The following is a 26,402-nucleotide window of genomic DNA, read 5'->3' on the forward strand; positions in this document are numbered from 1 at the left end:
GACCCGTGGCTGAACTCATCACCATCGACGACCCCGACGACCCGCGCCTGAGCGACTACCTCGGCCTCACCGACGTGGAACTCCGGCGCAGGAAGGAGCCCGCCGAGGGCCTCTTCATCGCCGAGGGGGAGAAGGTGATCCGGCGCGCCCGGCAGGCCGGGTACCAGATGCGCTCCATGCTGCTCTCGGCCAAGTGGATCGACCTGATGCGCGACGTCATCGACGAGGTTCCGGCCCCCGTGTACGCGGTCGCCCCGGACCTCGCCGAACGCGTCACCGGCTACCACGTGCACCGCGGCGCCCTCGCCTCCATGCAGCGCAAGCCCCTCCCTGCCGCCGGCGAACTGCTCCGCACGGCCCGCCGCGTGGCCGTCATGGAGGCGGTCAACGACCACACGAACATCGGGGCGATCTTCCGCAGCGCCGCCGCCCTCGGCATGGACGCCGTGCTGCTCTCCCCGGACTGCGCCGACCCGCTCTACCGGCGCTCCGTCAAGGTCTCGATGGGCGCGGTCTTCTCCGTCCCGTACGCCCGCCTCGACACCTGGCCGGGGGGCCTGGAGACCGTACGCGGGGCCGGCTTCACGCTCCTGGCACTGACGCCCGCCGAGAAGGCCGTCAGCATCGAGGAGGCGGCGCCGCACCGGATGGACAGGGTGGCCCTGATGCTCGGTGCCGAGGGCGACGGGCTCTCCGCCCGCGCCCTCGCCGCCGCCGACCGGTGGGTGCGCATCCCCATGGCACACGGCGTGGACTCGCTGAACGTCGGCGCGGCGGCGGCAGTCGCCTTCTACGCGGTGGCCACGGGCCGCCCGGAGAACTAGGGCCTGTCCGGCGGATCTTCGCAGGTCCGCGAAGATCCGAGGGTCAATACACCTAGCGCCTTCCGTTGGGATCAGGCCGCGCTCGCGGGCTCCGGCCGGGTCCGGACGAGAAGCCCTGGCCGCTACCGGTCGCCCTGTCCCTGGCTCTGTGACCGGCTGTGGCCGAGGTCGACGCCCAGCCCCTGGGCCGGGCCCTGGCAGCCCTGGGCCGCCGCGATCCCCAGCGCCACCAGCAGCGTCACCACCACGAAGACGACGAGCCGCTGCCGCAGCAGCCGGGGGTTGGCGGGGCGCCGGCCCGTCGACGTCGTCCGGGTCCCGGGCCGGGTGCCCGGCCTGCCGTTCGTCCCGTTGGTGCCCTGCGGCCGCCTGCCCGGCCGGGTCGCCCCGCGCGGCGGCTGCTGCACCGGGCGGCCGCCACCGGTGCGGGCCGGGGCGGGGCGTGCCGCCGACGGCCGGTTCTGCGGACGCGACCCCGGCGCGGGACCGGCCGCGCGGCGCGTCTGCTGTTCCGTGTACGGGCCGTCCAGCCGGCCGGTCGGCCGGTCCGCCTCCTGGGCCGAACGCTGGACGGGCGGCCGGCTCTCGTGCAGCCCCTGGGCCTCCCGCGCCGCGATCTCCTTGAGCCGCATCGACAGCTGGAGCGTGCTCGGCCGCTCCTCCGGGTCCTTCGCGAGGCAGGCGCTCACCAGGGGCGCCAGCGCGTCGTGCACATCGAACAGCTGGGGTTCCTCGTGCACCACCCGGTACAGCATGACCTCGGAACTGCCGTGCCCGAAGGGTGAGTCGGCCATCGCGGCGTACGCCAGCGTGGCCCCGAGCGAGAACACGTCCGTCGCGGGGGTCACCGCCGCGCCCCGCACCTGCTCGGGAGCGAGGAAACCGGGCGAGCCCACGGCCGTACCGACGTGCGTCAGCGTGGACGCGCCCGTCGACCAGGCGATCCCGAAGTCGATGATCCGGGGGCCCTTGGGGGAGAGGAGGATGTTCGACGGCTTCAGGTCCCGGTGGACCACCCCCGCCTCGTGCACCGCCACCAAGCCCTCGGAGAGCGCCGCCCCGATCGAGGCGACCTCGGCGGCCGACAGCGGGCCCTCCTCGGCCACCTTGTCGTGCAGGGACGGCCCCGGCACGTACTGCGTGGCGAACCAGGGGCGGTCCGCCTCCAGGTCGGCGGCGACCAGCCGGGCCGTGCAGCCGCCACGGATCCGCCGGGCCGCGGACACCTCGCGCGCGAACCGCGAACGGAACTCCTGATCCTCCGCCAGGTCCGGGCGGATCACCTTCAGTGCCACCCGCTGGCCGCGCCGGTCCGAACCCAGGTACACGACACCCATGCCGCCGGCCCCGAGCCGCCGGTGCAGCCTGAACGAGCCGACGACACGCGGGTCCTCGCGCCGGAGCCGCATCATCGCCATGTCTGCCCATCCCCGCTGCCTGGTACGCCTGACGACGGACAGCTTACGTACCCGCCGCCCGGGGCGCTCAGAGGCCGCGCCCTCGCCGGAGATTCGATTGTCAGTGCCGGGTGGGAAACTTGAGGAGTGGTCAGGGGGTCGCGGATCCGGGCCCCCGGCCGGTGCGAGATCTCAAAGGTCCGTCGCAGAAGGGGGATTGGATCAATGAAGGGCGATCGAGTCGAGATAGTCGTGGACGCCGGGGACAGCACCCGGACCTACGAGGTGGTGGCCTCCCGGGCCGGCCGCAGGGTGGAGACAGCGGTCCGCAGGGGAGTGGTCGAAGTGAGTGAAGTCACCCGGAACGGGTCCGTGGTGCGCACGGCCCGGTTCATGTCGACCAGGGTGCTCGCCCTCGTCGAACAACCGGTACCCAGGGAGGACACCTCCGAGCGTCCCCTCGGGGAGGACCCCGGTTCCGCGTAGCCCCGTCTCCACCCAGGGGAGTACGCCGACCGCGCACGGCTCATCCTCCGGGAGGCCCGGGATTCGGTACGCGGGCATGACGCCGCCCGCCCCCCGGATCCCTAATGTTGAGGTCAAGCGGCGGGCGTTGCACTCGTCCCCCGAGGTCACACGCCCGCCGCCCCTCATCAGGTCAGGAGAGGAACCATGGCTGACACGGCAGCGCGGACGGTGGTCCGCACGCGGACACGCGGCTCGTACGCCGCGTCCGGCCGCCGCCACCCGCTGGTGGCGACCGCCATGGTCCTTCCCCTGGCGGCCCTGCTCGTCGTCGTCTTCGGCGGCTGGGAAGCAGTGGTCACACAGGCGTCGTCCGTGGGCGTGATGCTGGGGCGCTGAGCGGCGCCCCGGGTCCGGAAGAGCGGTCCGGACCGGGACATCCGGCCAACAACCCCGTGGGGACGGGGGTGCGGCGGACGGCAGCGTTTGTCCGGTCAGCTGGGGAGCTGACCGGACATCGCGCTGTCCGGGGCCGGACGCACCGGTCGCACCGGTCGCCCCTTTGCCCCTTTGCCGCGCCCCGCCCCGCGCAGACCTGCCCGGCGGGCCCGGACCGCCCCCGAACGACCCTCCCGGCCGGGCGGCTACGCTCGGCGCGGGCGCCCAGGGACGGCGCCCGTATCCGTGCCGCCGGGGGAGACCGTGACCGCCGTACTCGTTCGTGCCCTGGGGGACCTCGCCCATCGCGCGGCCCACGTGCCCGGTGACTGTTCCTGTCCGCCCCCGGTGGTGCTCGCCGACCGGGACGACGGCATCGTCGTCCGCCACGGCCCCGTCGTCGCGAAGGCGCACGCCGCCGGTACGGACACCGGCGACCTGGCCGCACGGCTGCGCCTGGCGTCGGGTCCGGGGCAGGCGGGCACCCTGCTGGCGCCCCTGTCCGCAGCACCCGGCACCCACCTCACCGAGCTGCACGGCCGTCCCGTCACCCTGTGGCCCCACGGCGAGCCCGTCGACCCCTCGGACCCGGACGCCGCGCCCTGGGAGGAGGCCGGGGCGCTGCTCGCACGGCTGCACCGCACCGAGGTCCGGGAACCGCTCCCCGCCATGCGCGGGCCCGTGAAGGCGGCGCTCGCCGTGGCCCGGATGCGCGCCGCGCGCCCCGGCGACCCGGCCGTCGCCCCCGTGCTCACCGCCTGGCGCGGGCTGCCGGCCTGGGCCCGGGGCGAAGCGGCGTCTCCGGAGCGCCGGGGGACGTACCTCTGCCACGGGGACCTGCACCTGGGCCAGCTCGTCCGCCACCCCGCACCGCACGGCCCCTGGCTGCTCATCGACGTGGACGACACCGGCCGCGGCGACCCCGCCTGGGACCTCGCCCGCCCCGCCGCCTGGTACGCGGCCGGGCTGCTGCCCCCGGAGGTCTGGCTCCGCTTCCTGGAGGCCTACCGGGCCGGCGGCGGGCCCGCCGTACGCGCCGAGGGCGACCCCTGGCCGGAGCTGGACGTGTCCGCCCGCGCACTGACCGTGCAGACCGCGGCGCTGGCGTGGGCGAAGTCCGCGGCGGAGGGCCGCGCTCCGGATGAGGTGGAACAGGTGATGATCGACGCCTGTGCCCGAATTGCCTCGCTCCCGCCCGAGTTGGCGGCCGAACACTCGTCGTAGGGTGAACCGACCGTCGGCGGGCATGCATTCCGGCGACGGCGAACCGACGGCGAGGAGTGAGCCCGAACATGCAGTGTCCCAAGTGCCACGCACAGATGCACACGTACAACCGCAACGGCATCCAGATCGAGCAGTGCAGCGGCTGCCGCGGGATATTCCTGGACTACGGCGAGCTGGAGTCCCTGACCCGTATCGAGGCCCAGTGGACGCAGCAGGCCCCGCCGCCGGCCGGAGCCGGGGCCCGTCCCGCTCGTACGCGTGCGAGCACGACGAAGCCCCGGTCGCCGAGACGACCGGGGCTTCGTGACAGTGCGCGATACTGGGATTGAACCAGTGACCTCTTCCGTGTCAGGGAAGCGCTCTCCCGCTGAGCTAATCGCGCAGGTGAACCTGCGTGTACTGCGTGCGCGATACTGGGATTGAACCAGTGACCTCTTCCGTGTCAGGGAAGCGCTCTCCCGCTGAGCTAATCGCGCGGGTGATCCTTGCGGACCGACGATCCTTGCGGATCAGTGGACGATACTGGGATTGAACCAGTGACCTCTTCCGTGTCAGGGAAGCGCTCTCCCGCTGAGCTAATCGTCCATGGAGGTGGAGACGGGATTTGAACCCGTGTAGACGGCTTTGCAGGCCGTTGCCTCGCCTCTCGGCCACTCCACCAGGGGCGGGAGTCCGGGAAGACCCCCGCCTTCTGCGAGCGGACGACCAGGTTCGAACTGGCGACCTCAACCTTGGCAAGGTTGCGCTCTACCAACTGAGCTACGTCCGCTTGTCTTTCCCGGTCCGCTTGCGCGTCCCGGCGACGTGTTGAACTCTAGCGGATTCCGGGGCCAGCACAAAAACGCGTTTGCGCAGCGTGCTGAGGTGCGCCCGCCCCGGCGCAGGTCGCCGCGCGCCGTCCTAGACTCACAAACGTGCACGACCTCGCTCCCATGGCCCGCTTCGGCGGCCTCGTCGTCTCCGGTCTGCGGGATGTGACCAGCGATCCCGCGGCCCTCGACTCGTCCGGCTTCTGGGCCGTCTGCGCCGGTTTCGAGGGCTCCCTGCTCTGCGCCCGCTTCGACACCGTGCGCCCCGACCCCGTGCCGGCCCCGGTCCCCGGCGCCTGGCGCGGCCCCGCCGCCGGCGACTGGACCTCCTCGCTCGACCGGGCCGCGTACACCGAAGGCGTACGGCGCATCCGTGCGTACATCGCGACCGGCGAGGTCTACCAGGCCAACCTCTGCCGCGTACTGACCGCACCACTGCCGGACGGGGACGCGGCGGACGTCGACGCCCTCACCGCGCTGCTGGCGCGCGGCAACCCTGCCCCGTACGCGGGAACGATCCGGCTCCCCGCGCACGGCGTCGGGATAGCCACCGCGTCCCCCGAACTCTTCCTGCGCAGGGACGGCCGCACGATCGAGTCCGGACCCATCAAGGGCACCGGCCGCACCGAGGCCGACCTGCTGGACAAGGACCACGCCGAGAACGTGATGATCGTCGACCTGGTCCGCAACGACCTGGGCCGGGTCTGCGCCACCGGATCGGTCACCGTCCCGGACCTGTGCGCGGTCGAGAAGCACCCCGGGCTCGTCCACCTCGTCTCCACGGTGCGCGGCCGCCTCGCCGAGGGCGCCGGCTGGCCGGAGATCCTCGCCGCCGCCTTCCCGCCCGGTTCGGTCACCGGCGCCCCCAAGTCCAGCGCGCTGCGGATCATCCGCGAACTGGAGACCGCCCCGCGCGGCCCGTACTGCGGCGGCATCGGCTGGGTGGACGCCGACCGGGCCACCGCCTCGCTCGCCGTCGGCATCAGGACCTTCTGGACCGACCGCACCGGACCCGCCCCCCTCCTGCGCTTCGGCACCGGCGCAGGCATCACCTGGGGCTCCGACCCGGAACGCGAATGGGACGAGACCGAGCTGAAGGCGTCCAGGCTGCTCGCTGTAGCGTCGGGCGCATACGAAGCAACCGGAAGGACCGCACCATGAGGATCTGGGTCAACGGCGAGCTGCGCCCCGCCGACGACGCCCGGGTGTCCGTGCTCGACCACGGCCTCACCGTCGGCGACGGCGTCTTCGAGACGCTCCGGGTCTCCCAGGGCCGCCCCTTCGCCCTCACCCGCCACCTCGACCGCCTGACCCGCTCCGCCCGGGGCCTCGGCCTCCCCGACCCCGACCTCGACGAGGTGCGCCGCGCCTGCGCCGCCGTCGTCGGGGCCAACCCGGTGGAACTCGGCCGACTGCGGATCACGTACACCGGCGGCATCTCACCCCTCGGCTCCGACCGGGGCGACGAAGGTCCCGGCCTAGTCGTCGCGCTCGGCGAGGTGACGCGCCGCCCCGACACCACGGCGGTCGTCACCGTGCCGTGGACCCGCAACGAACGCTCCGCGCTCGCCGGCCTCAAGACCACCTCGTACGCGGAGAACGTCGTCGCCCTCGCCCGCGCCCACGAGCAGGGCGCGTCCGAGGCCCTGTTCGCCAACACCGCGGACCGGCTCTGCGAGGGCACCGGGTCCAATGTCTTCGTCGTCCTGGACGGGCAGCTCCACACCCCGCCCGTCGCCTCCGGCTGCCTGGCCGGCATCACGCGGGCGCTCACCGTGGAGTGGACCGGGGCGCAGGAGACCGACCTGCCGTTCGACGTCCTGGACCGGGCCGAGGAGATCTTCCTGACCTCCACCCTCCGCGACGTCCAGGCCGTGCACCGGGTCGACGGCCGGGAGCTGACGGGCGTGCCCGGACCGGTGACCGCGAAGGCGATGCGCGTGTTCGACGAGCGGGCGGCCGGCGACCTCGACCCGTGACCTCCGCCGGGCCCGTGGCCGTAAATACGGATGACGGGCCCCCGCGCAGGGGATAGAAACCCATCGATGACAACGACACTGCGGCCGTCCGGGCCGATCCAGTCAGGCGCCGACGGCGCACAGCGGCGCGCGTACGACGTGTGCGACAACGGGAGGCCCGTCGGCTCCGTCGCGCTCGCCGTCGAACCCGGCGCGGGCGGGGCGACGGGCCTGCTCACCGGCCTGCGGATCGACGAAGCCGTCCGCAGGCGCGGCCGGGGCACCATCGCCGCGCTCGCCGCGGAGGAGATCCTGCGCGGCTGGGGCTGCGCCCAGGTGTGTACGGAGGTCGCCGCCGGCGACTCCGTGGGCCGGCGGATGGGCGACGCGCTCGGCTACACCGAGCGCAGCCGCAACATGGTCAAGACGCTGCCCGCCGAACCGCCGGCCCTCCCGGACGGGCTCACCGCGCGCCCGATGACACCGGAGGAGTTCGCCGCCTGGGAGGACGGGGCGATCGCCGGCTACGCGGAGAGCCTGGTCGGCCGCGGCCTCCCGCGCGAGGCGGCGCTGGGCGCCGCCCGCGCCTCCCACGCCCGCCACCTGCCGGACGGCCTCGCCACCCCGGGAGTCCGGCTGGACCTCCTGGTCCATGAAGGCGAGCGGGTCGGCCATGTCTGGGAAGCACCGTTCGAGATGCACCCCGGCCTGCTGGTCGGTTACGTCTTCGACGTGGAGGTCGCGGAGAGCCGGCGGGGCCGGGGCTACGGGCGGGCCCTGATGCTCCAGGCCGAGCGCATCGCCCTGGCGGCGGGCGAGCGGCGGATCGGTCTGCACGTCGTCACGGCCAACACCCCGGCCCTGCGGCTGTACGAGTCGCTCGGCTACGAACCGACCCAGTACAACCTGGCCAAACCGCTGTAGCGCGCCCGCTCCCGGCCCTCAGCCCCGCTCGGCGAGCAGCCGGTCGGCGATCTCCTCGATCCGCTCGCGCAGCCCCTCCTGGCTCTTGCCGCCGTCCAGACGCTCCCCGCCGATCACGTACGTCGGCGTGCCGGTCACCCCGATCGCCTTGCCCTCGGCCTGGTCGGCGTCGACGATCAGCATGTGGCGGCCGTCGATGAGCGCGGTGTCGAACTCCTCGGCGTCCAGCCCCAGCTCCCCGGCCACCTCGACCAGCAGCTTCTCGCCCTGCGCCCCGAGGTCACCGGTGCGGGCGAGGACCGCCTCGATGTACGGCCAGCCGTCGCCCTGGGACACGGCCTCCTCGGCGGCCTGCGCGGCCGCGTAGGCGTGCTTGTGCTTCTCCAGCGGGAAGTGCCGCAGCCGGATCTCCAGCCGGTCCCCGTACCGGGCGCGCAGGGCGTGCACATCGGTGAGGGCGTGGTGGCAGTCGGGGCACTGGAGCTCGCACCAGACGTCGAGGACGACCGGTGCCGCGGGGGAGGAATCGCTCATGGGACCAGTCTCGCAGGGCGCTCCTCGCCGCGGCCGCCCGGCACCTGGGGAGGAGCCCGGCCCCTGAGATCTCCCTGATACGGGGCCGGGGCATGGCCGCGCACCCGGTCGCCGGTGCAGGATGGAAGGGACGTATCCCCCTGCGCCAGGAGGCACCGATGCTTGCCGAGACCATTTGTTCCGCGGTGTCCGCGGCGGGCCTGGGCATCGCGGCCGTCACCGCGTACCGCAAGCGGTTCCTCACCGCGACGAGGATCGCCGCCTACTCCCTGGTGCCGGTCGGCCTGGTGCTGACGGGGGTCGTGAAGTGGGTGTCGGACATCGCCTTCAAGCCGAGCGTCTGGCTGGGCTTCGGGCTGCTGGGCGTGGCCTGGCTGCTGTTCATGCTCACGCGCGCGGTCGAACGGCGGGGCGGCGGCAGCCGCAAGGAGCGCAGGGCGGCCGCCCGTGCCGCCCGGGACGAGGCGGTGGCCCCGGCCGCGCCGGCCCCCTCGCTGGGCGCGGGCGCCCCGGCTCCGGGCGCGCGCTCGCAGGGCGGGCAGAAGAAGCGGTCCGCCTCGGCCGGAGCCGGTGAGGACTTCAGCGACATCGAGGCCATCCTGAAGAAGCACGGCATCTGACGCCGGTCCTCCGAGCCGCCGGGCCCCGCCGCATCACGCGGCGGGGCCCATGCCGTCTCACCAGGTGAATCGTTTCGCCCGGGGTTCCTTGACCATGGCCCGCGAGGCCGCATAGCGTCCCGCTGGGCTGTGAACCGATGCGTTCAGGCCCCATGACACCGGGGGGCGGGACGCGTGGCGCGTGCGGCGGACGCCCCCTTCCGCATGCCCGAAACGGAGAAACCATGGCCCTGTTCGACCTGCCCCTGGACCAACTGCGCGGCTACCGCCCCGACCCCGACGAGCCGGAGGACTTCGACGCCTTCTGGCAGCTCACCCTCGACGAGGCCGCGGCCCATCCGCTCGACGCCGAATTCGCGCCCTACGACGCCGCGTTGAGCGCGGTCGACTCGTACGACGTGTCGTTCGCCGGCTGGGGCGGCCACCGGATACGCGCCTGGCTGAACGTGCCCGCGGGCGCCGAGGGGCCCCTGCCGACCGTCGTCCACTACCTCGGCTACGGCGGCGGGCGCGGGCTGCCGCTCGACCACCTGGTCTGGCCGGCCGCCGGCTGGGCCGCCCTGATCGTGGACACCCGCGGCCAGGGCGCGGTCAACCACCACTCGGCGGGTGCCACCCCGGACCCGCACGGCGCCGCCAACCCGCAGGCGCCCGGCTTCATGACCAACGGCATCCTCGACCCCGAGACGTACTACTACCGCCGGGTCTTCACCGACGCGGTGCGCGCCGTCGAGGTCGCCCGCAGCCACCCGTCCGTCGACCCCGCCCGCATCGTCGTGAACGGCGCCAGCCAGGGCGGCGGCATCGCCCAGGCGGTCGCGGCCCTCAGCCCGCACGTCAGGGCCGCGTTCGTCGACGTACCGTTCCTGACGCACTACCGGCGGGCCGTCCAGATCACCGACGAGGATCCGTACCAGGAGATCGTCCAGTACCTCGCCACCCGGCACGGCGCGGACGCCCAGGTGTTCCGCACCCTGTCGTACTTCGACGGCGTCAGCTTCGCCGCCCGTGCCACGGTGCCCGCGCTCTACTCGGTCGCCCTGATGGACGCGATCTGCCCGCCCTCCACGGTCTTCGCCGCCTACAACCGCTGGGCCGGGCCCAAGGAGATCGAGATCTACCCCTGGAACGGCCACGAGGGCGGCACCGGCGTCCACCGCCAGGTCCAGCTGCGGATGCTGCGCGACCTGCGCTGAGCCGGCGCGGACGGGGGGAGCGGGGCAAGAGTTCCGAAAGCACGCGTGGCGATCGGACGCCGGAGCGAATAAGGGTGCCCCCATGACGGGTGAACTCCCGTCGCTAAGAGGCATGTTGGTACGCAGCACACCTCGGACTGCGTCATGATCGTCCCGAAATGGTGGACACCTCTCGGGGCGATGCCCCCGCACCCCCTGGCGAAGAGCCGCGCGGCTGTCTCTTCGCGCTCTCCCAGCCCCCTCTGATGATCTTCCTCACGGTCATCGGCACCCTCTTGCTGATGGCCGCGTTGCACGATCTCTTCGTGCTGTGAGCGGTCAGCCGGCCGCCTCCCTGCGGCGCGCGCGGTACGCGGCCACGTGCAGACGGTTACCGCAGGTGCGGCTGGAGCAGTAGCGCCGGGAGCGGTTGCGGGAGAGGTCGACGAAGGCGTGCCGGCAGTCCGGCGCCTCGCACCGCCGCAGCCGCTCCGTCTCGCCCGCCACGATGATGAAGGCGAGGGCCATGCCGCAGTCGGCCGCCAGGTGGTCGGCGAGCGAGGCGTCCGGCGAGAAGTAGTGCACATGCCAGTCGTAGCCGTCGTGGGCGGTGAGCTGCGGCGTGGTGCCCGCGGCGGCCACCAGCGCGTTCACCAGTCCGGCCGCGGTCCGCGCGTCCTCGGCCGCGAAGACCTCGGCGAACCGGGCCCGTACGTCGTGCACGGCCCGCAGGTCCTTCTCGTCGAGCGTGCCGACCCCGCTCACCCGGTGGCGGACGGCGAACGCGTGCAGCGCCTCGATGTCGCCGAGACCGTCGGCGGGCGCCTCGCCCCCTTCCGGCTCGCTCTCCGGCGCGGTGTTCACCAGATCGACCACTACGTCGAGGGCGATCCGGGTGTCGTGGGGGATCAGCACGCTTTCGCTCCCTGGCCTCCGGCGGGCGGGCGCCCGCCGATGCCGGTCGACTCTACTGGCTCGGCCGGGGCGCGCAGGGGTGTACGGGGGCGTGCGACGGCCTCGCGCGGGCGCCGGTGGCCGGGGCGCAACGCGACCGGCGCCGGTCACCACGGTGGATTCCGTGGTCACCGGCGCCGGTGTCAGCCGTATGAGGTTGTCCGCGCGACGCCGTCTCCCCGAGTCGGACGGCGTCGTGCAGCTCTCGGCCTGGCTCAGCTCTCGGCCAGGATGTGTGAGAGCTCCGTATCGAGGTCGAAGTGGCGGTGTTCGGTGCCCGGTGGAACCGCGGCGTCGGTCCGCTTCAGGAACGACTCCAGGGCCCGTGCCGGGGCCTCGAGCAGTGCTTCGCCCTCTGGGGAGCTCAGCGCGATGCAGACGACGCCCTGGCCGTGACTACGGGATGGCCAGACGCGTACGTCTCCGGTGCCGGTGGGCCGGTGCAGCCCCTCGGCAAGGAGGTCACGGGCGAAAACCCACTCGACCGTCTCCTCCGCTCCGGTGTGGAAGGTGGCGTGCACGGCATACGGATCGGCCGTGTCATACCGCAGGCCCGCGGGTACAGGCAGTGAGGACTCGCTCGACACAACGAGGCGCAGGTGCAGCTCGCAGCTGACCGTGGTGTTCATAAGCGCCAGGGCCTTTCGCTCAGTGTGCGCTCGGGGATTCGCACGTCGGCGAAATCGACATGCCACCTACGGTGGCGTTGTAAACCCCTCTGACCTTTTTGTGATGCTTCAGGTAGCTCGTACAGCGGTGTGTAACTTTGCGTCATGCGCCCATTCCAGTGACGCGGGACGGTCCGGTAGGTTGAGTCCATGAACGCGGAGAGTGACGAGCGGGACGGTGCCGCCGCAGCGGCTGAACCGGCTTCCGCCGCGGGGGAAGCCCCCCGCGATGCGACGGGGGACGTCATACAGGGAGTGACCAAGGAGGACCCGGGGCTCGGCTCCAGAGCGCCCGGCTTCATCAAGGCCTCCAGAGCCCTCCACCTGAGCTGGCAGGTCGGCGTCTTCGTGGTCGGCCTCGCCGTCGTGGTGGCCGGCATCATCATGCTGCCGCTGCCGGGCCCCGGCTGGCTGGTGATCTTCGGCGGCATGGCGATCTGGGCGACCGAGTTCGTCTGGGCCCAGCTGGTGCTGCGCTGGACCCGGCGCAAGGTCACCGAGGCCGCCCAGCGGGCGCTCGACCCCAAGGTCCGGCGGCGCAACATCACCCTCACGGTGATCGGGCTCGTGATCATCGCGGTGCTCGTCGGGATCTACGTCTGGAAGTTCGGGATCGTCATGCCGTGGAAGATCCACGAGTGACCCAAGAGATGGTCGGGGGCGCCGCTGACATGGGGTAACGTATGCAGCGCACCCGGGCGATTAGCTCAGTGGGAGAGCGCTTCGTTCACACCGAAGAGGTCACTGGTTCGAACCCAGTATCGCCCACCCCGGACCGACGGCCCGGAAGCTTCCAGAGCTTCCGGGCCGTCGGCGTTCCCGCTGTCACCTCACCGCATCCGCCCCAGCGCGTCCTTCAGCCGGCGGGCGTCGCGCAGCCGCTTCTCGTACGTCGCCCCCACCGCGAGCAGCAGCACCCCGGCCAGCGCCGGGGCCACCCACCGCGGCAGCGCACCCGCCACCTGCACCACGTACGGCGCCAGCTCGTGCAGCGCGTCCAGCGCCAGCACCACGCCGCCCAGCACCAGCAGCGCCTGCAGCCGCAGCCGCGCACCCACCAGCGTGACCACCAGGGCCGCCACCCCCAGCAGCAGCGGACGCGTCCAGTGCGGGTCCGTCCAGGCCGCGCCCAGCGACGGCACCAATGTCACCGCGAGACCCGCCCCGTACGCCGTCCACGAGGAGGCCGACGGGTCGCGGCGCCGGCGCAGCATCCCGACCACCAGCGCCGGCACGGTCACCGGCAGGGTGTACGCCTCCGGAGCCGACACCCCCGACAGCGAGAGCCGCACCCACGCCGCCAGGACGAACAGCCCCGTCGCCAGGTACCCGGCGAGCGGACGACGCTCCTCGCGCAGTGCCGTCCCCGCCGCCAGCACCCCGCACAGCGCCAGCACCAGGGCCAGGAAGCGCGCGTCGCCCGCCGCCGTCGCCACGGCCACCGCACCCGCCACCGCACCGGTCACCTCGACCGGCAGCGCCACCGGGTGACCCTTCAGCCGGGCGCCCACCAGCACCGTCACCGCCGGGACGGCCAGCAGCAGCGGAGCCGACTCGTACGCCGTGAACCCCAGCGAGGACCCCAGCGCCGCCATCGGCACCACGGCACACACCACGGCCGCGCACGCCGACGCCCGCACCGCCCCCGCCGAGGCGCCTTCCCGCCCGTCCAGGGCGACCGCGAGCCCGGCGAACACCGCCACCAGCAGACCGAACGCCGTGTACGTGGCCGCCTCCGTCGCCAGGGACAGCAGCCCGGCACCCACCGCACCGGCCGCCCCGACCACCCCGGCCGTCACCGCCACGCCCCGCGCGCCGGCCCGCAGCCCGCCCACCGCGAGGCCGAACGCCGCCACCATCAGCACGAGCTGCGTCGCGAGGGCCGCCGCGAAGGACAGGTCCAGCGCCGCCGGCAGCACCATCAGCCCCGCCCAGCCCAGCACGACCGCCGCCGAGCCCGCCGCACCGCGCCAGGCCGGCCCGGGGGCCGCCGCCCCGGCCCACCCGACCAGGCCCTCCCACCACCGGTACGCGGCACCGAGCGCCGCGGCCACCAGCAACAGCACCACCGGGGCGTAGGTCATCTCCGCCCACGGCAGATCCGTCGCGCCCACCGCGCCCCGGGCACCGTCGCGCGGAACGCCCGACCACAGCCCGCCCAGCCGCGACACCGGACCCGCCGCGACCACCGTCACCATGGGCAGCGAGACCAGCACCGCACCCGCCGTCACCACGCCCGAGGCCCACACCAGCCCGCGCGCCGCCACCCCCAGCGGAGCGCGTACGCCGGTGAGCAGCGCCCCGCCGCACAGCAGGTACACCAGCACCGTCCAGCCGTCCGGCACCCCGGCGGCGGCCACCCCGCCCACCGCCGCCACGGCCGCCAGACCGGCCACCAGGCCACCGGCCACCGCGAACGGCCCCGGAGCCGTACGGGCGCCGGTCAGAGCGAGCGCCGCACCGGCCAGCAGCAGCGCCCCCGGCGCCACCGCGCCCGCCGGCCCGGACGCCGACATCGACTCCACCAGCGCCACCAGCAGTCCGGCCCCGCCCGTCACACACAGAGCGGCGAACGCCGTGACCCGTACCGAGGCCCGCCCGGCCCGCAGCGCCACCACGCCGTCCAGCGCGGCCGTCACCAGCAGGGCGGCGGCGAACCACAGCGGACCGGCACCCGCCGCCCATGCCCACAGCACCAGCGGCAGCTGCGCGGTGAACACCGCGAGCGGCAACGGCAGCCGCAGCCGGTCCAGGAGCAGCCCGTAGGCCGCCCACAGCACCGCGAGCACCGTCGCGGCCGTCGCCGTGTAACCGGCACCGTCCGCGTCCGGCATCGCCACCTCGTGGACCGCGTACGCGTCGAGCACCATCAGCACCGAGGCCAGCGCCGCCAGCGCCTCGGCCGTGGCGGACAGCCCCCGCCGCAGCAGCGTCGCCGGCGCGACCAGCGCCCCGGCCGTCACAGCGGTCAGGACCGCGCTGCGCCCGCCGATCCCCATGTCGCCCCAGCTCACCAGGGTGAACGCAAGCGCGGCGACCGTCAGCAGCAGCCCGCCGAGGACGAGCAGCACGTTCTGCGCACCGCGCGCGGGAGCCGGGGGAACCGGCGGGCCGAACACTCCGGCGGCCTGCCCCTGTCCCCGAGGCGCCGTCCACGGGCCCGGCGCGGCGGCAGGCGGTGCGGTGACGGTGCTCAGCGCCTGCACCAGCCAGGCGCGTCGGGTCAGCAGCTGGGACCGGCGGGCGTCCAGCCAGGCCAGTTCACGGTCGAGGATCGCCAATTCCTCGGCGGGCGGCGGCACATGTTCCATGGAAGCGAGTGTGCTGCGCGCCACGCCGGCGGACATGCGCGCACGTACTCAGATCCCCGCCTGAGTACGAGCATCCTGAGGAAATGAACTGGAACCACTACCGATTCGTCAGCGTGTGGGAGCTTCCCGCACCGCCCGGCGCCGTCTACGCACAGCTCGAACGCGTCGAGGACTACCCGCTCTGGTGGCCGCAGGTCCGCGAGGCCGGCCGGTCGGACGACGGTTCCGGCACCACCCGCATCCGCTCCGTCCTCCCGTACGACCTCGTCACCACCGTGCGCGAGCGACGGCGGGACCCGGCGAACGGCATTCTCGAAGCAGGCCTCGTCGGCGACCTCGACGGCTGGGCCCGCTGGACGGTCACCGCGTACGGCCCCGGCACCCGCGTCGTGTACGAGCAGGAGGTCGAGGTACGCAGGACACTGATACGGGTCCTCGCGCTGCCGTGCCGGCCGGTGTTCCGCGTCAACCACGCCCTGATGATGCGGGCCGGGCGGCGAGGGCTCGCGGCCCGGCTGCAAGCGGTTTGAACCACGGCCGTCCGGCCCTGTATGGTTCAACCCGTTCCCGGGCGATTAGCTCAGTGGGAGAGCGCTTCGTTCACACCGAAGAGGTCACTGGTTCGAACCCAGTATCGCCCACCCCGGGAGAAGCCGGTCCGTCAGCACCACCGACGGACCGGCTTCCGTGTATCCGGCTGCGCCTGCCCCGTCACGCGGCCGTACGCAGCTCCGGACGCAGCGGCCAGGCAGGGTCCACCGTCTCCGGTGTCCCGCTGCGCGCGAACCACGCCTGGAGCCCCCGCGCCTGCGCGGCGTGCCACACCGCCTGGAGCGTGTGCAGCTCCGCCGGCGTCAGCCGTTCCAGGCGCGCGGTGAACCGGCGGCCCACCGCCCGGACCAGCTCCAGCGAGGCCGCCGCGTCCGCCGCCGCGTCATGCGCCCCGTCCAGCAGCACCCCGTACAGCTCGCACAGGTCCGTGAGCGTGCGCCGGCCCTTGCGGTAGCGGTCCAGATGCTTGTCCAGCACCCGGGGGTCGAGCACGCACAGCGGCGACGCCTCCAGATACGCGCCCAGCGACGACGCGCGATGCCGCTTCAACTCCCGGTCCAGCAGCGTCAGGTCGAACGGCGCGTTCATCACCACCAGCGGCCGGCCCGCCGCGCTCTGCTCCGCCAGCGCGCGGGCCATCTCCTCCACCGCAGGCGCCGGCCAGCGGCCGTTGCGCTGCAGATGGTCGTCGGTCAGCCCGTGGATCTCCGTCGCGCCCGGGGGAACCGGCACCCCGGGATTCACCAGCCAGCGGGTGACGCGCACCGGGCCGTCGGCCCGGTCCTGGACGACGAGGGCGGCCGAAACGATCCGGTCCTCCTCGACGTTCACACCCGTCGTCTCCGTGTCGAATGCGGCCATCGGCCCTTCGTACCAATGAGTCATCCCCGAACTCCTCGCGCACGCACGGCAGATGGCGTGGTACCCCTGCCCGGTTCGGTGATACCCGCACCCTTTGCCTGATACGCCGTTTGGCGGCGCCCCCGTGCGGTGACAACACAAGTACCGGCGGCGCGAGTTGACCGACCGGACCCCTCATCCCCATTGGTACGGCCCGGAAGGCTTACGGAGCCATGGCGCTCGCGCAGCCCGAACCGAGCGGGCTGCTGCCCCAGCGGACCGCACCGCTGCGCGGCGCACTCGCCACCACCGCCTGCATGGAGACCCTCCAGGTGGGCTACCTGCACGCCGTCGCCGCCGCGGCGGGCTGCTCGCTGTCGCAGCCCTTCCCCGACAACGGCATCGACTGGCACGTCAGCCACGGCGCCCCCGGCCATGTCGTCGACGACGAGGTGACCATCAAGGTCCAGCTGAAGTGCACCTACCAGATACCGCCCCGGCCGCCCGGCCGGACCTTCTCCTTCACGCTGGACAACGCCCATCTCGTGAAGCTCGCCCGGACGCCCGTCTCGGTGCACAAGATCCTGGTCGTGATGCTCGTACCGCGCAGCCAGGACGACTGGCTGCGCGCCGGGCCCGACAGCCTCGACCTGCGGCACTGCTGTTACTGGACCAACCTGGCCGGCCACCCCGTGACCGGCCGCCACCGGACCACCGTGCGGCTCATGACCTCCTGCGTCTTCGACGACCGGGCGCTCTGCGAGATCATGACCCGCGTCGGGGCGGGAGGGAGACCCTGATGCACGAGTCCGTCAGCCGGCCCGATTCCGTACGCCTCCAAGGCGAGGCCCCGGCACCGTCCTCGTCCCTGCCCGACCCGGCCCGCGTCGACCCCGCCGTGCTCGGCGCCCTGCTCGCCCGGCACGGCTGGCAGCGGCGCGGCGGGAGCGGCGGCTCCTACAGCCGCTGGACGCCGCCCGGCGGCACCGCAGGTCTGCTCGTGCCCCACACCAGGACCTTCCCCGACAGCGAGGACCTGCTGAGCGAGGCCCTGACCTCACTCGCCCGCAGCGCCACCCCCTCCGCCCGCGAGGTCCTGGTCGCCCTCGCCGTGCCCAGCGACGAGATCCGCTGGTGGCGCGAGGTCCCGGAACCGACCGCCGGAGCCGCCGACTGGCTCGGCGCGGAACAGCTCCACGGCGCGGCCCGGCAGATCCTGCTGGCCGGCGCCCTCGCCGTGCGCGGCCGGGCCGGCTACCACGGAGCCCGCCGCCGCAGGCGCGCCCTCGCCGCCCTCGGCCCCGTCCTCATCGGCCCCGCCCCCGGCGGCCGCACGCTCACCGCGTTCGTCCCCGTCGCACCGGGCCGCCCCGTCGCCGTACGCCTCCACCACGCCCTGCACGCCACCCGCGAGGCCGTCGACTACCAACGGGCGACCGGCGGCATGGAGGCCTTCGACAACGCCGTCGCGGCGGGCGTCAGCCGCGAGCTCACCGAGGCACTCGTCGCCCTCGTCCGGGGCTCGGAGGGCGCCGCGATCGCGCTCGACTGGGCGCCCGCCGCCGGAACGCCCGACGGCTGCCCCGCCCGCCCCGAGCCCGTCGAGTTCACCCCGGGCGACCTGCCCGCCCTGCGCCGCGCCGGTGCCCGCTACCTGCGCGACGAGCCCGCCGTCACCGTGCGGATCACCGGCGCCGTCGTCCGGCTGCGCCGCTCCGGGCCGCGCGGGGCCGGGATCGTACGGCTGCGCGTGCTGGCGGGGGCCGAGGTGCCGCACGTCCGGATCGAGCTGGACGAGGAGGCGTACCGGATAGCGGGCCAGGCCCATCTGGTCGGGCTGCCCGTACGGGTGGAGGGCCGGCTGGAGAGCCGGGGCGGCTTCCGGCGGCTGACCGGGGCCTCGCAGGTCGTCCCCGTGCAGGTGGACGACGAGGAGCGGGACCGGCTGATGAAGTCCCTCCAGGAGAACGTGGACTCGTTCGAAGAGGCGTGTGCGGGGGAGTAGGCGGGAAACCGGCCCTTTCGCATTGGGGGCCCTTGGCTCGGTACGATTCCCATGGCGTACGCAATACGAGTGCGAGCGCATCCCCCTGAGTCAGGAGAGACCGGTGTCAGACGTCCGTGTGACCATCCAACGCGATTCCGAGCGGGAAGAGCGCGTGGTGACGACGGGCACTACGGCGGCCGACCTCTTCCCCGGCGAGCGCACCATCGTCGCGGCCCGTGTCGGCGGCGAGCTGAAGGACCTCGCGTACGAGCTCAAGGACGGCGAGACCGTCGAGCCCGTCGAGATCTCCTCCGAGGACGGCCTCAACATCCTGCGGCACTCCACCGCGCACGTCATGGCCCAGGCCGTGCAGGAGCTGCACCCCGAGGCCAAGCTCGGCATCGGCCCGCCGGTCAAGGACGGCTTCTACTACGACTTCGACGTCGAGAAGCCGTTCACGCCCGAGGATCTCAAGGCCATCGAGAAGCGGATGCAGGAGATCCAGAAGCGGGGCCAGAAGTTCTCCCGCCGGGTCGTGACGGACGAGGCCGCCCGCGAGGAGCTGGCCGACGAGCCGTACAAGCTGGAGCTCATCGGCATCAAGGGCTCCGCCTCCTCGGACGACGGCGCGGACGTCGAGGTGGGCGGCGGCGAGCTGACCATCTACGACAACTTCGACCCGAAGACCGGCGAGCTGTGCTGGAAGGACCTCTGCCGGGGGCCGCACCTGCCTACGACCCGGTTCATCCCGGCGTTCAAGCTGATGCGGAACGCCGCCGCGTACTGGCGGGGCAGCGAGAAGAACCCGATGCTCCAGCGCATCTACGGCACCGCCTGGCCGACCAAGGACGAGCTGAAGGCGCACCTGGAGTTCCTGGAGGAGGCCGCCAAGCGCGACCACCGCAAGCTCGGCAACGAGCTGGACCTCTTCTCCTTCCCGGACGAGATCGGCCCCGGCCTCGCTGTCTTCCACCCCAAGGGCGGCGTCATCCGCCGGGCCATGGAGGACTACTCGCGCCGCCGCCACGAGGAGGAGGGCTACGAGTTCGTCTACTCGCCGCACGCCACCAAGGGCAAGCTCTTCGAGAAGTCCGGCCACCTGGACTGGTACGCCGACGGCATGTACCCGCCCATGCAGCTCGACGACGGGGTGGACTACTACCTCAAGCCGATGAACTGCCCGATGCACAACCTGATCTTCGACGCGCGCGGCCGTTCGTACCGTGAACTGCCCCTGCGCCTCTTCGAGTTCGGAACCGTGTACCGGTACGAGAAGTCGGGCGTCGTGCACGGCCTGACCCGCTCGCGCGGCTTCACGCAGGACGACGCGCACATCTACTGCACCCGTGAGCAGATGGCGGAGGAGCTGGACCGGACGCTCACCTTCGTCCTGAACCTGCTCCGCGACTACGGGCTCACCGACTTCTACCTGGAGCTGTCCACCAAGGACCCGGAGAAGTTCGTCGGATCGGACGACGCCTGGGAAGAGGCCACCGAGACGCTGCGCCAGGTCGCCGAGAAGCAGGGGCTGCCGCTGGTCCCGGACCCGGGCGGCGCCGCGTTCTACGGCCCGAAGATCTCCGTGCAGTGCAAGGACGCCATCGGCCGGACCTGGCAGATGTCGACCATTCAGCTCGACTTCAACCTGCCGGAGCGGTTCGACCTGGAGTACACGGGTCCGGACGGCTCCAAGCAGCGCCCGGTCATGATCCACCGCGCCCTGTTCGGCTCCATCGAGCGCTTCTTCGCGGTGCTCCTGGAGCACTACGCGGGTGCGTTCCCGGTGTGGCTTGCCCCGGTCCAGGCGGTCGGCATCCCGATCGGCGACACGCACATCCCGTACCTCCAGGAGTTCGCGGCCAAGGCCCGCAAGCAGGGGCTGCGGGTGGACGTGGACGCCTCCTCGGACCGGATGCAGAAGAAGATCCGCAACCAGCAGAAGAACAAGGTGCCGTTCATGATCATCGCGGGCGATGAGGACATGGCCAACGGCGCCGTCTCCTTCCGCTACCGCGACGGTTCGCAGGAGAACGGCATCCCGGTCGACGAGGCCATCGCCAAGATCGCCCAGGCCGTCGAGGACCGCGTCCAGGTCTGATCCGAGCCGTTCCAGGAGCCCCCGGTGAGCTACCCGCCCGCCGGGGGCTCCTTCTCGTCCTCCCGGCGGAACACCTGGATCAGCCACGACGAGAACGAGCCCGTCACCGCTCCCAGCAGCCCCAGGCCGCACGCCATCAGGCCCGCCGCGATGATCCTGCCCGCCGTCGTCACCGGCACGACATCCCCGTACCCCACCGTCGTCAGCGTCTCGCACGCCCACCAGACGGCGTCCCCGAAGGTGCGGATCGAGGAGTCCGGGGCGTCGTGCTCCCAGTGGTAGATGCTGAGCGCCGCCGAGAAGCCGAGAAGGACGGCCGTCATCCCCGCGTACGAGATCACCCGGGCGTACAGGCCGAGCCGGGGCTGGTCCCGCCGCTCCTGGACCGCTGTGTAGACCTGGACCATGCGCAGCGGGCGCAGCAGCGGCAGGATCAGGACGAGCGTGTCGAGCCAGTGGGTGCGCGGGAAGCGGTGGCCGAGGCGGCTGAGCCGGAGGCGTACCGCGTAGTCGAGGATGAAGAGCAGCCAGGTCGCGCCGACGAGGGCGAGGGAGAGGTCGTGCCAGGGCTGGGCGTCGTGCGGGGCGAGGACGCGGAAGGCGTAGCCGGCCAGGAAGACGACGGAGGCGGCGAGGAGAGGTACCTCGGTGCGCCGCTCCCAGTGGGAGAGAGCGGGGGTGGGCCGGTCCGGGGTGCGCGCGCTCATCGGCCCAGCATCGCCGTGCGTGAACGGGATCGGCCCCGGCGACACGCTCCGCACAGGTGAAGCAATATGCTGGCCGGCATGACGAGTGAGCCGGAGCAGCAGATCGGAGTGGGGACGCCCGACGCGTTCCAGCGCCTGTGGACGCCCCACCGGATGGCGTACATCCAGGGGGAGAACAAGCCGACCGGCCCGGAGGCGGGGGACGGCTGTCCGTTCTGCGGGATTCCGGAGCTGTCGGACGAGGACGGGCTCGTCGTCGCGCGCGGTCAGAAGGTCTACGCCGTGCTGAATCTGTACCCGTACAACGGCGGGCACCTGATGGTGGTGCCGTACCGGCATGTCGCGGACTACACGGAGCTGGACGGTCCGGAGACGGCGGAGCTGGCCGATTTCACGAAGCGGGCGATGACCGCGCTGCGGGCGGCTTCGGGTGCGCACGGTTTCAACATCGGGATGAACCAGGGTGCGGTGGCGGGGGCGGGGATCGCCGCGCATCTGCACCAGCACCTGGTGCCCCGGTGGGGTGGCGACGCCAACTTCATGCCGGTGGTGGGGCACACGCGGGTGCTGCCGCAGCTGCTGGCGGACACCCGGAAGATGCTGGCGGACGCCTGGCCCGTCGACTGATCCGCTCGCTCGGCGAACGGGGCGCTCCGGATTGAATCCGGGGCGCCCCGTTCGCGTACGCGGGTGATCAGGCGTCGTAGAGGTCGGCCTTGCCGGGGGTGGGCTGCTGGACGAGGCCGCTGAGGACCGACGAGCGGCCGCTGAAGCGCTCGGTGTCCACGCCGTGCTCCTCCAGGACCTTGATGGCGGCGTTGTGCACGACGCGCAGGACCGGGGTGGCGGCGCGCATGGCGTCGTCGGCCATGAAGCGGTGGCGCCAGGGCTTCTCGGCCCAGGCGTGCCGCAGTCCGAAGGGCTCGGGCAGGGCGATCTTGCCGCCGAGGTAGTCCAGGAGCGGCGGGTACCAGGTGAAGGGGGCCCGCAGGGCGAGGCGGGTGACCTCGTGGGCGTCGACGAGGGCGAGGGTGATGTCGCGGGTCTCCCAGAACCGGACGGTCTTGTTGACGGTCCGGGTCTTGGCGGCGGGCTTGCTGGTGAAGAGGGAGTGGACGGGGCCGAGGGCGTGTCCGGTGACCTCGATGCGCAGGGTCTCGAAGAGCACGGTCACGGTGATCATCATGGTGATGACGAGCTGGCCGTCCCAGAGGGTGAACTGCACGCCGAGGTAGTGCCGGTCGCCGCCGCCGAACTGCTGGTGGTTGCAGATCCGCTGTATCTCGTGGGGCTTGATCTGGAAGGTGGCGACGTCCTCGCCCTCGCGGCGGGTGACGGCGTCGGCGTTCTCCCCGACGGGGGTGACGATCCAGTGGGTGACGGAGGGGGTGGGGAATCCGCCGGTGTTCAGGGGGCCGCGTTCCAGCAGTTTCAGCTGGTCGTGGATGACGCGGATGACGTCCCAGCTGCGGAACTGGTGGATCTCCTTGCCGGCGTCCTTGGCGACGAGGTCCTCGGCGAGCTGCCAGCTGCCCCAGCGGGTGCCCATGCCGAGGATGCCCTTGGGGCCGGCGTAGAAGACGGAGTTGGACTGCTGTTCGGCGGAGAGCTTCTCCAGGCCCTGGCGCAGGGCCTCGCGGGCGGTCTCGCTGGGGTTCTTCGGGACCGCTTCGGGGATCTTGGCGATGACGCCGCCGCCGGAGAGCAGGCCCTCCCAGCGGGTGCGCATGTCCTGGGCGGACTTCTCCGCGATCCGTTTGGCGATGTACCAGCCGATGACGGGGGCGACGACCATCGCGCGCAGGTAGAGCCCGAGGAGTCCGGTCAGCGGCAGCTTGATCAGGAGGAGGAGGGCGCCGATGGCGACGAGGGGGAGGAGGCTGTTGCCGAGGGTGGTGAGGACCTTGTCCTTGGTCTTGGCGAAGCTGTCGCGCACCCGGAAGGCGATGACCCACATCAGCATGCCGGGCAGGAACAGGAAGCCGAACAGGGCGGTGACGGCGGTGAGTTTGGTGTCGCGTGCCTTGCGCAGGCGGGTCGCGGACAGGCAGTGCTCGACGACAGTCTGCGGGTCGCTGCCGAAGGACTGGATGAGCGCCTTACGGGCTCCGCCGAGCATGCGTTCCTGGACGGCGCGGGAGAACGCCTCGCCGAGGTTGGGCTTGAAGTAGTCGGAACGGCCCTTCTTCACTTCGGACTTGTGCCACTCGCTGTTGGCCTTGAGAAGGTCCTCCACCGGGCTGTCGCGGTACGCGGCGGAGGCGAGGGCGTTGGTCGCCACCGCCGCGCCTGCCGACCCCTGGAGCGGAATCTGCGCTCCGGGAGAGAAATCGAATCCGTTGCTGGCCACTGTCGCCCCCACTCGCCACCGAGGAACCGCTCCTGCGGCTGTTTCCCAACTGCCGTGCCCGGCACACTTTCTGAGCTGGGGTACCAGCGTATCGTCCGGAAACGTACGCCGTGGGGCCCTGTGGACAACGGGCGGGCGTGCGGCCCCGCCGGTCAGGCGTCCTGGGCGGCGACGCGGTCGGCGAGTTGTGCGGGCATCGGTTCGTGACGGGCGTACGCGCGGTCGAAGCGGCCGGTGCCGTGGGTGAGCGAGCGCAGCTCGACCGCGTACCGGCCGATCTCCAGTTCGGGGACGTCGGCGCGTACGAGGGTGCGCCCGGGGCCCGACTGCTCGGTGCCGGTGACCCGGCCCCGGCGGCCCGAGAGGTCGCTCATCACCGGGCCGACGTAGGCGTCGGGGACAAGGACGCGGACCTCGGCGACGGGTTCCAGGAAGCGGACGTGCGCCTCGGCCGCGGCCTCGCGCAGGGCGAGGGCACCGGCGGTCTGGAAGGCGGCGTCGGAGGAGTCCACGGAGTGCGCCTTGCCGTCCCGCAGGACGACCCGGATGTCGACGAGCGGGTGGCCTGCGGCGACGCCCCGGGCGGCCTGGGCGCGGACGCCCTTCTCGACGGAGGCGATGAACGGGCGGGGGACGGAGCCGCCGACGACCCGGTCGGCGAATTCGACGCCGGAGCCGGCGGGCAGGGGTTCGACGTCGATCTCGCAGACGGCGTACTGGCCGTGGCCGCCGGACTGTTTGACGTGGCGGCCGCGTCCGGTGGCGGGTTTGGCGAAGGTCTCCCGCAGGGCGACACGGTGCGGGACGGCGTCGACCTGGACCCCGTAGTGGTCGCGCAGCCGGTCCAGGGCGGCCTCCTGGTGGGCCTCGCCCAGGCACCACAGGACGACCTGTCCGGTGGCCGGGTTCTGTTCGAGGCGCAGGGCCGGGTCCTCGGCGACGAGCCGGGCCAGGCTGTGGGAGAACTTGTCCTCGTCGGCCTTGCTGTGCGCCCGGACGGCGAGCGGGAGCAGGGGGTCGGGGGTGGTCCAGGGTTCGAGGAGCAGGGGGTGGCCGGTGCCGGAGAGGGTGTCGCCGGTCTCGGCGGTGTCGAGGCGGGCGACGCAGGCGAGATCTCCGGCGACGCAGGCGTCGAGGGGGCGCTGCTGCTTCCCGAACGGCGAGGTGAGGGCGCCGGCCCGGGTGCGCGTCCCGTGGCAGGGGCGGTCCTCGTGCGCGGGGCCGTCGAGCCCGTGGCCGTAGACGTGCACGGTGTCGTCGGGGCGCAGGGTGCCGGAGAAGACGCGGACGAGGGAGAGCCGGCCGACGTAGGGGTCGGAGGAGGTCTTGACGACCTCGGCGACCAGGGGGCCGTCGGGGTCGCCCGTCAGGGCGGGGCAGCGGGTGTTCGAGGGGAGTGGGGAAGCCGCCGGCGATCAGGTCGAGGAGTTCGACGGTGCCGATGCCCTGGCGGGCGCCGCCGGCTGCGGGTGCGGCGGCGAGGACGGGGTGGAAGGTGCCGCGTGCCACGGCGCGTTCGAGGTCGTCGACGAGGGTCTTCACGTCGATGGTCTCGCCGCCGAGGTAGCGGTCCATCAGGGTCTCGTCCTCGCTCTCGGCGATGATCCCCTCGATGAGCCGGGCGCGGGCCCCGTCCAGGGGCGCCCGCTCGTCGTCGGTGGGCGGGCGCTCGGTGCGCTCGCCGCCGGAGTAGTCGAGGATCCGCTGCGGGAGCAGGCCGGTGAGGCCGGTGAGCGGGGCGTGCCCGTCGGCGGCCTCGGGGCCGAGCACGGGCAGGTGGAGGGGGAGCACGGCGTCGGGGTCGTCGTCGCCGAAGAGTTCGCCGCAGAGCCGGGTCATCGTGTCGAAGGGGGTGCGGGCGGTGTCGAGGTGGGTGATCACGAGGGCGCGCGGCATGGAGACGGCGGCGCACTCCTCCCAGAGGGCGCGGGTGGTGCCCGCCACGGCCTCGGCCTCCTGGGCCGCCGAGACGACGAAGAGGGCGGCGTCAGCCGCCCGCAGTCCGGCCCTCACCTCTCCGACGAAGTCGGCGTAGCCGGGGGTGTCCAGCAGGTTGATCCGGCAGCCGTCCCAGTCCACGGGGACCAGGGAGAGCTGGACGGACCGGTGCTGGCGGTGTTCGATCTCCTCGTGGTCGGAGACGGTCGTGCCGTCCTCGACCCGGCCCGGCCGGTTGACGGCGCCCGCGGTCTGCGCGAGCGCCTCGACGAGGGTGGTCTTGCCGGAGCCGCTGTGGCCGACCAGTGCCACGTTGCGCAGGGCGCGGGGACGGCCGGCCCCCGGTACCCCTGTGGCGGCTCGGGTGTGTGCGTGTGCCTGGTCGCCCATGGTCGTGCCTCCAGTCGGACGGGGCACGGGCACACCCTCAGGGCCGGCGCGGCGGCTGCGGCGACGCCCGCGGTCTTTCGAGCGTGGCACTCCCCGCGGGCCGCGTCCATAGGAGGCGCCGGTACCGGCGCGGGGTGCCCGGACGGTCGCCGCTGCCGAGCGTGACTACGATGGGCGCGGAGGGTGCTGAAGGCCCTGGCCGGGCTCGCAGCCCTGGATCCGGCCAGGACCTGCAGCGC

General features: G+C 72.9%; 25 protein-coding genes, 7 tRNA genes and 1 pseudogene. 19 read left to right on the forward strand and 14 right to left on the reverse strand.

The features are described 5' to 3' along the window. The first annotated feature begins 5 nt into the window (after positions 1 to 5). On the forward strand, positions 6 to 824 hold the full coding sequence (locus tag EAO73_RS22880) for a TrmH family RNA methyltransferase (protein ID WP_147973343.1): 819 nt from the start codon (positions 6 to 8) through the stop codon (positions 822 to 824). Between the two features lie 122 nt (positions 825 to 946). On the opposite strand, the gene EAO73_RS22885 is transcribed toward EAO73_RS22880, so the two are convergent. Then, positions 947 to 2,242, reverse strand: coding sequence for a serine/threonine-protein kinase (locus EAO73_RS22885; RefSeq protein ID WP_147973344.1), 1,296 nt, complete (start codon positions 2,240 to 2,242; stop codon positions 947 to 949). A gap of 204 nt (positions 2,243 to 2,446) precedes the next feature. On the opposite strand from EAO73_RS22885, the gene EAO73_RS22890 reads away from it, so the two are divergent. From EAO73_RS22890 to EAO73_RS36670, 4 genes are all read left to right on the forward strand, one after another. Next, on the forward strand, positions 2,447 to 2,707 hold the full coding sequence (locus EAO73_RS22890; RefSeq protein ID WP_147973345.1) for a hypothetical protein: 261 nt from the start codon (positions 2,447 to 2,449) through the stop codon (positions 2,705 to 2,707). Between the two features lie 186 nt (positions 2,708 to 2,893). Continuing rightward, the gene (locus tag EAO73_RS22895) at positions 2,894 to 3,085 is read left to right on the forward strand and encodes a hypothetical protein (protein ID WP_143626140.1); all 192 of its coding nucleotides are present in this window, start codon (positions 2,894 to 2,896) and stop codon (positions 3,083 to 3,085) included. A 303-nt stretch (positions 3,086 to 3,388) separates the two neighbouring features. Next, positions 3,389 to 4,348, forward strand: coding sequence for a phosphotransferase enzyme family protein (locus EAO73_RS22900; RefSeq protein WP_147973346.1), 960 nt, complete (start codon positions 3,389 to 3,391; stop codon positions 4,346 to 4,348). Positions 4,349 to 4,416: 68 nt separating this feature from the next. Continuing rightward, positions 4,417 to 4,677, forward strand: a complete 261-nt coding sequence (locus EAO73_RS36670; RefSeq protein WP_224756398.1) for a zf-TFIIB domain-containing protein — start codon at positions 4,417 to 4,419, stop codon at positions 4,675 to 4,677. Here EAO73_RS36670 and EAO73_RS22910 read toward each other — a convergent pair. From EAO73_RS22910 to EAO73_RS22930, 5 genes are all read right to left on the reverse strand, one after another. Continuing rightward, positions 4,659 to 4,730, reverse strand: a tRNA-Val gene (locus tag EAO73_RS22910). The genes EAO73_RS36670 and EAO73_RS22910 overlap by 19 nt on opposite strands. 22 nt (positions 4,731 to 4,752) lie before the next feature. After that, a tRNA-Val gene (locus EAO73_RS22915) sits at positions 4,753 to 4,824 on the reverse strand. Positions 4,825 to 4,861: 37 nt separating this feature from the next. Beyond that, positions 4,862 to 4,933, reverse strand: a tRNA-Val gene (locus tag EAO73_RS22920). 1 nt (position 4,934) lies between these two features. After that, a tRNA-Cys gene (locus EAO73_RS22925) sits at positions 4,935 to 5,008 on the reverse strand. 36 nt (positions 5,009 to 5,044) lie between these two features. After that, positions 5,045 to 5,117: transfer RNA gene (locus tag EAO73_RS22930), tRNA-Gly, on the reverse strand. 163 nt (positions 5,118 to 5,280) lie between these two features. On the opposite strand from EAO73_RS22930, the gene EAO73_RS22935 reads away from it, so the two are divergent. The 3 genes from EAO73_RS22935 (at position 5,281) to EAO73_RS22945 (ending at position 8,039) form a co-directional block, all read left to right on the forward strand. Further along, positions 5,281 to 6,318 carry a chorismate-binding protein gene (locus EAO73_RS22935; protein WP_147973606.1) on the forward strand — a complete coding sequence of 346 codons (1,038 nt, stop codon included), beginning with the start codon at positions 5,281 to 5,283 and terminating at the stop codon, positions 6,316 to 6,318. After that, the gene (locus tag EAO73_RS22940) at positions 6,315 to 7,136 is read left to right on the forward strand and encodes an aminotransferase class IV (RefSeq protein WP_147973347.1); all 822 of its coding nucleotides are present in this window, start codon (positions 6,315 to 6,317) and stop codon (positions 7,134 to 7,136) included. Before EAO73_RS22935 ends, EAO73_RS22940 begins: the two co-directional genes overlap by 4 nt. A gap of 66 nt (positions 7,137 to 7,202) precedes the next feature. Next, positions 7,203 to 8,039 (forward strand): GNAT family N-acetyltransferase, encoded by an 837-nt coding sequence (locus EAO73_RS22945; protein WP_147973348.1) that lies wholly within the window; start codon positions 7,203 to 7,205, stop codon positions 8,037 to 8,039. A gap of 18 nt (positions 8,040 to 8,057) precedes the next feature. Here the strand turns inward: EAO73_RS22945 and EAO73_RS22950 are convergent, their stop codons facing one another. Then, positions 8,058 to 8,573 carry a DsbA family protein gene (locus tag EAO73_RS22950; RefSeq protein ID WP_147973349.1) on the reverse strand — a complete coding sequence of 172 codons (516 nt, stop codon included), beginning with the start codon at positions 8,571 to 8,573 and terminating at the stop codon, positions 8,058 to 8,060. Between the two features lie 158 nt (positions 8,574 to 8,731). Here EAO73_RS22950 and EAO73_RS22955 point away from each other — a divergent pair, with 158 nt between their 5' ends. From EAO73_RS22955 to EAO73_RS36055, 3 genes are all read left to right on the forward strand, one after another. Then, on the forward strand, positions 8,732 to 9,193 hold the full coding sequence (locus tag EAO73_RS22955) for a hypothetical protein (RefSeq protein ID WP_191134171.1): 462 nt from the start codon (positions 8,732 to 8,734) through the stop codon (positions 9,191 to 9,193). Between the two features lie 224 nt (positions 9,194 to 9,417). Continuing rightward, a complete protein-coding gene (locus EAO73_RS22960; RefSeq protein ID WP_147973350.1) occupies positions 9,418 to 10,389 on the forward strand; it encodes an acetylxylan esterase in 972 nt (323 codons plus the stop codon). 158 nt (positions 10,390 to 10,547) lie between these two features. Next, positions 10,548 to 10,703, forward strand: coding sequence for a hypothetical protein (locus tag EAO73_RS36055; protein ID WP_191134172.1), 156 nt, complete (start codon positions 10,548 to 10,550; stop codon positions 10,701 to 10,703). A 4-nt stretch (positions 10,704 to 10,707) separates the two neighbouring features. Here EAO73_RS36055 and EAO73_RS22965 read toward each other — a convergent pair whose 3' ends face one another. Together EAO73_RS22965 and EAO73_RS22970 are read right to left on the reverse strand one after the other, a co-directional pair. Beyond that, positions 10,708 to 11,283: a CGNR zinc finger domain-containing protein gene (locus tag EAO73_RS22965; protein ID WP_147973351.1), complete on the reverse strand. Its 576-nt coding sequence runs from the start codon at positions 11,281 to 11,283 to the stop codon at positions 10,708 to 10,710. Positions 11,284 to 11,537: 254 nt separating this feature from the next. Further along, the gene (locus EAO73_RS22970; protein WP_003959770.1) at positions 11,538 to 11,951 is read right to left on the reverse strand and encodes an SsgA family sporulation/cell division regulator; all 414 of its coding nucleotides are present in this window, start codon (positions 11,949 to 11,951) and stop codon (positions 11,538 to 11,540) included. A gap of 189 nt (positions 11,952 to 12,140) precedes the next feature. Between EAO73_RS22970 and EAO73_RS22975 the strand changes: the two genes are divergently transcribed. Further along, on the forward strand, positions 12,141 to 12,632 hold the full coding sequence (locus EAO73_RS22975) for a TIGR02611 family protein (RefSeq protein WP_147973352.1): 492 nt from the start codon (positions 12,141 to 12,143) through the stop codon (positions 12,630 to 12,632). Positions 12,633 to 12,686: 54 nt separating this feature from the next. Further along, positions 12,687 to 12,758: transfer RNA gene (locus EAO73_RS22980), tRNA-Val, on the forward strand. A 62-nt stretch (positions 12,759 to 12,820) separates the two neighbouring features. Here the strand turns inward: EAO73_RS22980 and EAO73_RS22985 are convergent. Continuing rightward, entirely contained in the window at positions 12,821 to 15,301 is a 2,481-nt protein-coding gene (locus EAO73_RS22985) for an SCO7613 C-terminal domain-containing membrane protein (protein ID WP_191134173.1), read from the reverse strand. Positions 15,302 to 15,384: 83 nt separating this feature from the next. Here EAO73_RS22985 and EAO73_RS22990 point away from each other — a divergent pair, with 83 nt between their 5' ends. Further along, positions 15,385 to 15,831 (forward strand): SRPBCC family protein, encoded by a 447-nt coding sequence (locus EAO73_RS22990; RefSeq protein WP_147973354.1) that lies wholly within the window; start codon positions 15,385 to 15,387, stop codon positions 15,829 to 15,831. Positions 15,832 to 15,870: 39 nt separating this feature from the next. Then, positions 15,871 to 15,942 (forward strand) — tRNA-Val (locus EAO73_RS22995). A gap of 70 nt (positions 15,943 to 16,012) precedes the next feature. Here the strand turns inward: EAO73_RS22995 and EAO73_RS23000 are convergent. Next, positions 16,013 to 16,738 (reverse strand): 3'-5' exonuclease, encoded by a 726-nt coding sequence (locus tag EAO73_RS23000; RefSeq protein ID WP_147973355.1) that lies wholly within the window; start codon positions 16,736 to 16,738, stop codon positions 16,013 to 16,015. 188 nt (positions 16,739 to 16,926) lie between these two features. On the opposite strand from EAO73_RS23000, the gene EAO73_RS23005 reads away from it, so the two are divergent. From EAO73_RS23005 to thrS, 3 genes are all read left to right on the forward strand, one after another. Continuing rightward, on the forward strand, positions 16,927 to 17,493 hold the full coding sequence (locus tag EAO73_RS23005; protein ID WP_147973356.1) for a DUF4365 domain-containing protein: 567 nt from the start codon (positions 16,927 to 16,929) through the stop codon (positions 17,491 to 17,493). Then, positions 17,493 to 18,698, forward strand: a complete 1,206-nt coding sequence (locus EAO73_RS23010; protein ID WP_147973357.1) for a hypothetical protein — start codon at positions 17,493 to 17,495, stop codon at positions 18,696 to 18,698. The genes EAO73_RS23005 and EAO73_RS23010 overlap by 1 nt, the downstream gene beginning before the upstream one ends. Positions 18,699 to 18,801: 103 nt before the next feature. Continuing rightward, on the forward strand, positions 18,802 to 20,778 hold the full coding sequence (thrS, locus tag EAO73_RS23015; RefSeq protein WP_147973358.1) for a threonine--tRNA ligase: 1,977 nt from the start codon (positions 18,802 to 18,804) through the stop codon (positions 20,776 to 20,778). A gap of 29 nt (positions 20,779 to 20,807) precedes the next feature. Here thrS and EAO73_RS23020 read toward each other — a convergent pair whose 3' ends face one another. Then, the gene (locus EAO73_RS23020) at positions 20,808 to 21,485 is read right to left on the reverse strand and encodes a potassium channel family protein (protein ID WP_147973359.1); all 678 of its coding nucleotides are present in this window, start codon (positions 21,483 to 21,485) and stop codon (positions 20,808 to 20,810) included. Between the two features lie 66 nt (positions 21,486 to 21,551). Between EAO73_RS23020 and EAO73_RS23025 the strand changes: the two genes are divergently transcribed. After that, a complete protein-coding gene (locus tag EAO73_RS23025; protein ID WP_147973360.1) occupies positions 21,552 to 22,112 on the forward strand; it encodes an HIT family protein in 561 nt (186 codons plus the stop codon). A 67-nt stretch (positions 22,113 to 22,179) separates the two neighbouring features. Here the strand turns inward: EAO73_RS23025 and EAO73_RS23030 are convergent, their stop codons facing one another. Next, the gene (locus EAO73_RS23030) at positions 22,180 to 23,835 is read right to left on the reverse strand and encodes a hypothetical protein (RefSeq protein ID WP_147973361.1); all 1,656 of its coding nucleotides are present in this window, start codon (positions 23,833 to 23,835) and stop codon (positions 22,180 to 22,182) included. A gap of 152 nt (positions 23,836 to 23,987) precedes the next feature. After that, positions 23,988 to 26,163, reverse strand: a pseudogene (locus tag EAO73_RS23035) (elongation factor G-like protein EF-G2). Positions 26,164 to 26,402 lie beyond the last annotated feature (239 nt).

Origin of the sequence: Streptomyces sp. col6 (assembly GCF_008042035.1) — a bacterium.
GTDB lineage: Bacteria > Actinomycetota > Actinomycetes > Streptomycetales > Streptomycetaceae > Streptomyces.

Excerpts from the sequence above, each read along its gene's own strand:
- EAO73_RS22955 (WP_191134171.1), top strand. The coding sequence starts at position 8,732 with ATGCTTGCCGAGACCATTTGTTCCGCGGTGTCCGCGGCGGGCCTGGGC.
- EAO73_RS22970 (WP_003959770.1), bottom strand. The coding sequence starts at position 11,951 with ATGAACACCACGGTCAGCTGCGAGCTGCACCTGCGCCTCGTTGTGTCG.
- EAO73_RS22985 (WP_191134173.1), bottom strand. The coding sequence starts at position 15,301 with ATGGAACATGTGCCGCCGCCCGCCGAGGAATTGGCGATCCTCGACCGT.
- EAO73_RS22975 (WP_147973352.1), top strand. The coding sequence starts at position 12,141 with ATGAACGCGGAGAGTGACGAGCGGGACGGTGCCGCCGCAGCGGCTGAA.
- EAO73_RS22945 (WP_147973348.1), top strand. The coding sequence starts at position 7,203 with ATGACAACGACACTGCGGCCGTCCGGGCCGATCCAGTCAGGCGCCGAC.
- EAO73_RS23010 (WP_147973357.1), top strand. The coding sequence starts at position 17,493 with ATGCACGAGTCCGTCAGCCGGCCCGATTCCGTACGCCTCCAAGGCGAG.
- EAO73_RS22935 (WP_147973606.1), top strand. The coding sequence starts at position 5,281 with ATGGCCCGCTTCGGCGGCCTCGTCGTCTCCGGTCTGCGGGATGTGACC.
- EAO73_RS22940 (WP_147973347.1), top strand. The coding sequence starts at position 6,315 with ATGAGGATCTGGGTCAACGGCGAGCTGCGCCCCGCCGACGACGCCCGG.
- EAO73_RS22885 (WP_147973344.1), bottom strand. The coding sequence starts at position 2,242 with ATGGCGATGATGCGGCTCCGGCGCGAGGACCCGCGTGTCGTCGGCTCG.
- EAO73_RS22960 (WP_147973350.1), top strand. The coding sequence starts at position 9,418 with ATGGCCCTGTTCGACCTGCCCCTGGACCAACTGCGCGGCTACCGCCCC.
- EAO73_RS36670 (WP_224756398.1), top strand. The coding sequence starts at position 4,417 with ATGCAGTGTCCCAAGTGCCACGCACAGATGCACACGTACAACCGCAAC.
- EAO73_RS23000 (WP_147973355.1), bottom strand. The coding sequence starts at position 16,738 with ATGACTCATTGGTACGAAGGGCCGATGGCCGCATTCGACACGGAGACG.
- EAO73_RS22895 (WP_143626140.1), top strand. The coding sequence starts at position 2,894 with ATGGCTGACACGGCAGCGCGGACGGTGGTCCGCACGCGGACACGCGGC.
- EAO73_RS22950 (WP_147973349.1), bottom strand. The coding sequence starts at position 8,573 with ATGAGCGATTCCTCCCCCGCGGCACCGGTCGTCCTCGACGTCTGGTGC.
- EAO73_RS23020 (WP_147973359.1), bottom strand. The coding sequence starts at position 21,485 with ATGAGCGCGCGCACCCCGGACCGGCCCACCCCCGCTCTCTCCCACTGG.
- EAO73_RS23005 (WP_147973356.1), top strand. The coding sequence starts at position 16,927 with ATGGCGCTCGCGCAGCCCGAACCGAGCGGGCTGCTGCCCCAGCGGACC.
- EAO73_RS36055 (WP_191134172.1), top strand. The coding sequence starts at position 10,548 with ATGGTGGACACCTCTCGGGGCGATGCCCCCGCACCCCCTGGCGAAGAG.
- EAO73_RS22890 (WP_147973345.1), top strand. The coding sequence starts at position 2,447 with ATGAAGGGCGATCGAGTCGAGATAGTCGTGGACGCCGGGGACAGCACC.
- EAO73_RS23025 (WP_147973360.1), top strand. The coding sequence starts at position 21,552 with ATGCTGGCCGGCATGACGAGTGAGCCGGAGCAGCAGATCGGAGTGGGG.
- EAO73_RS22990 (WP_147973354.1), top strand. The coding sequence starts at position 15,385 with ATGAACTGGAACCACTACCGATTCGTCAGCGTGTGGGAGCTTCCCGCA.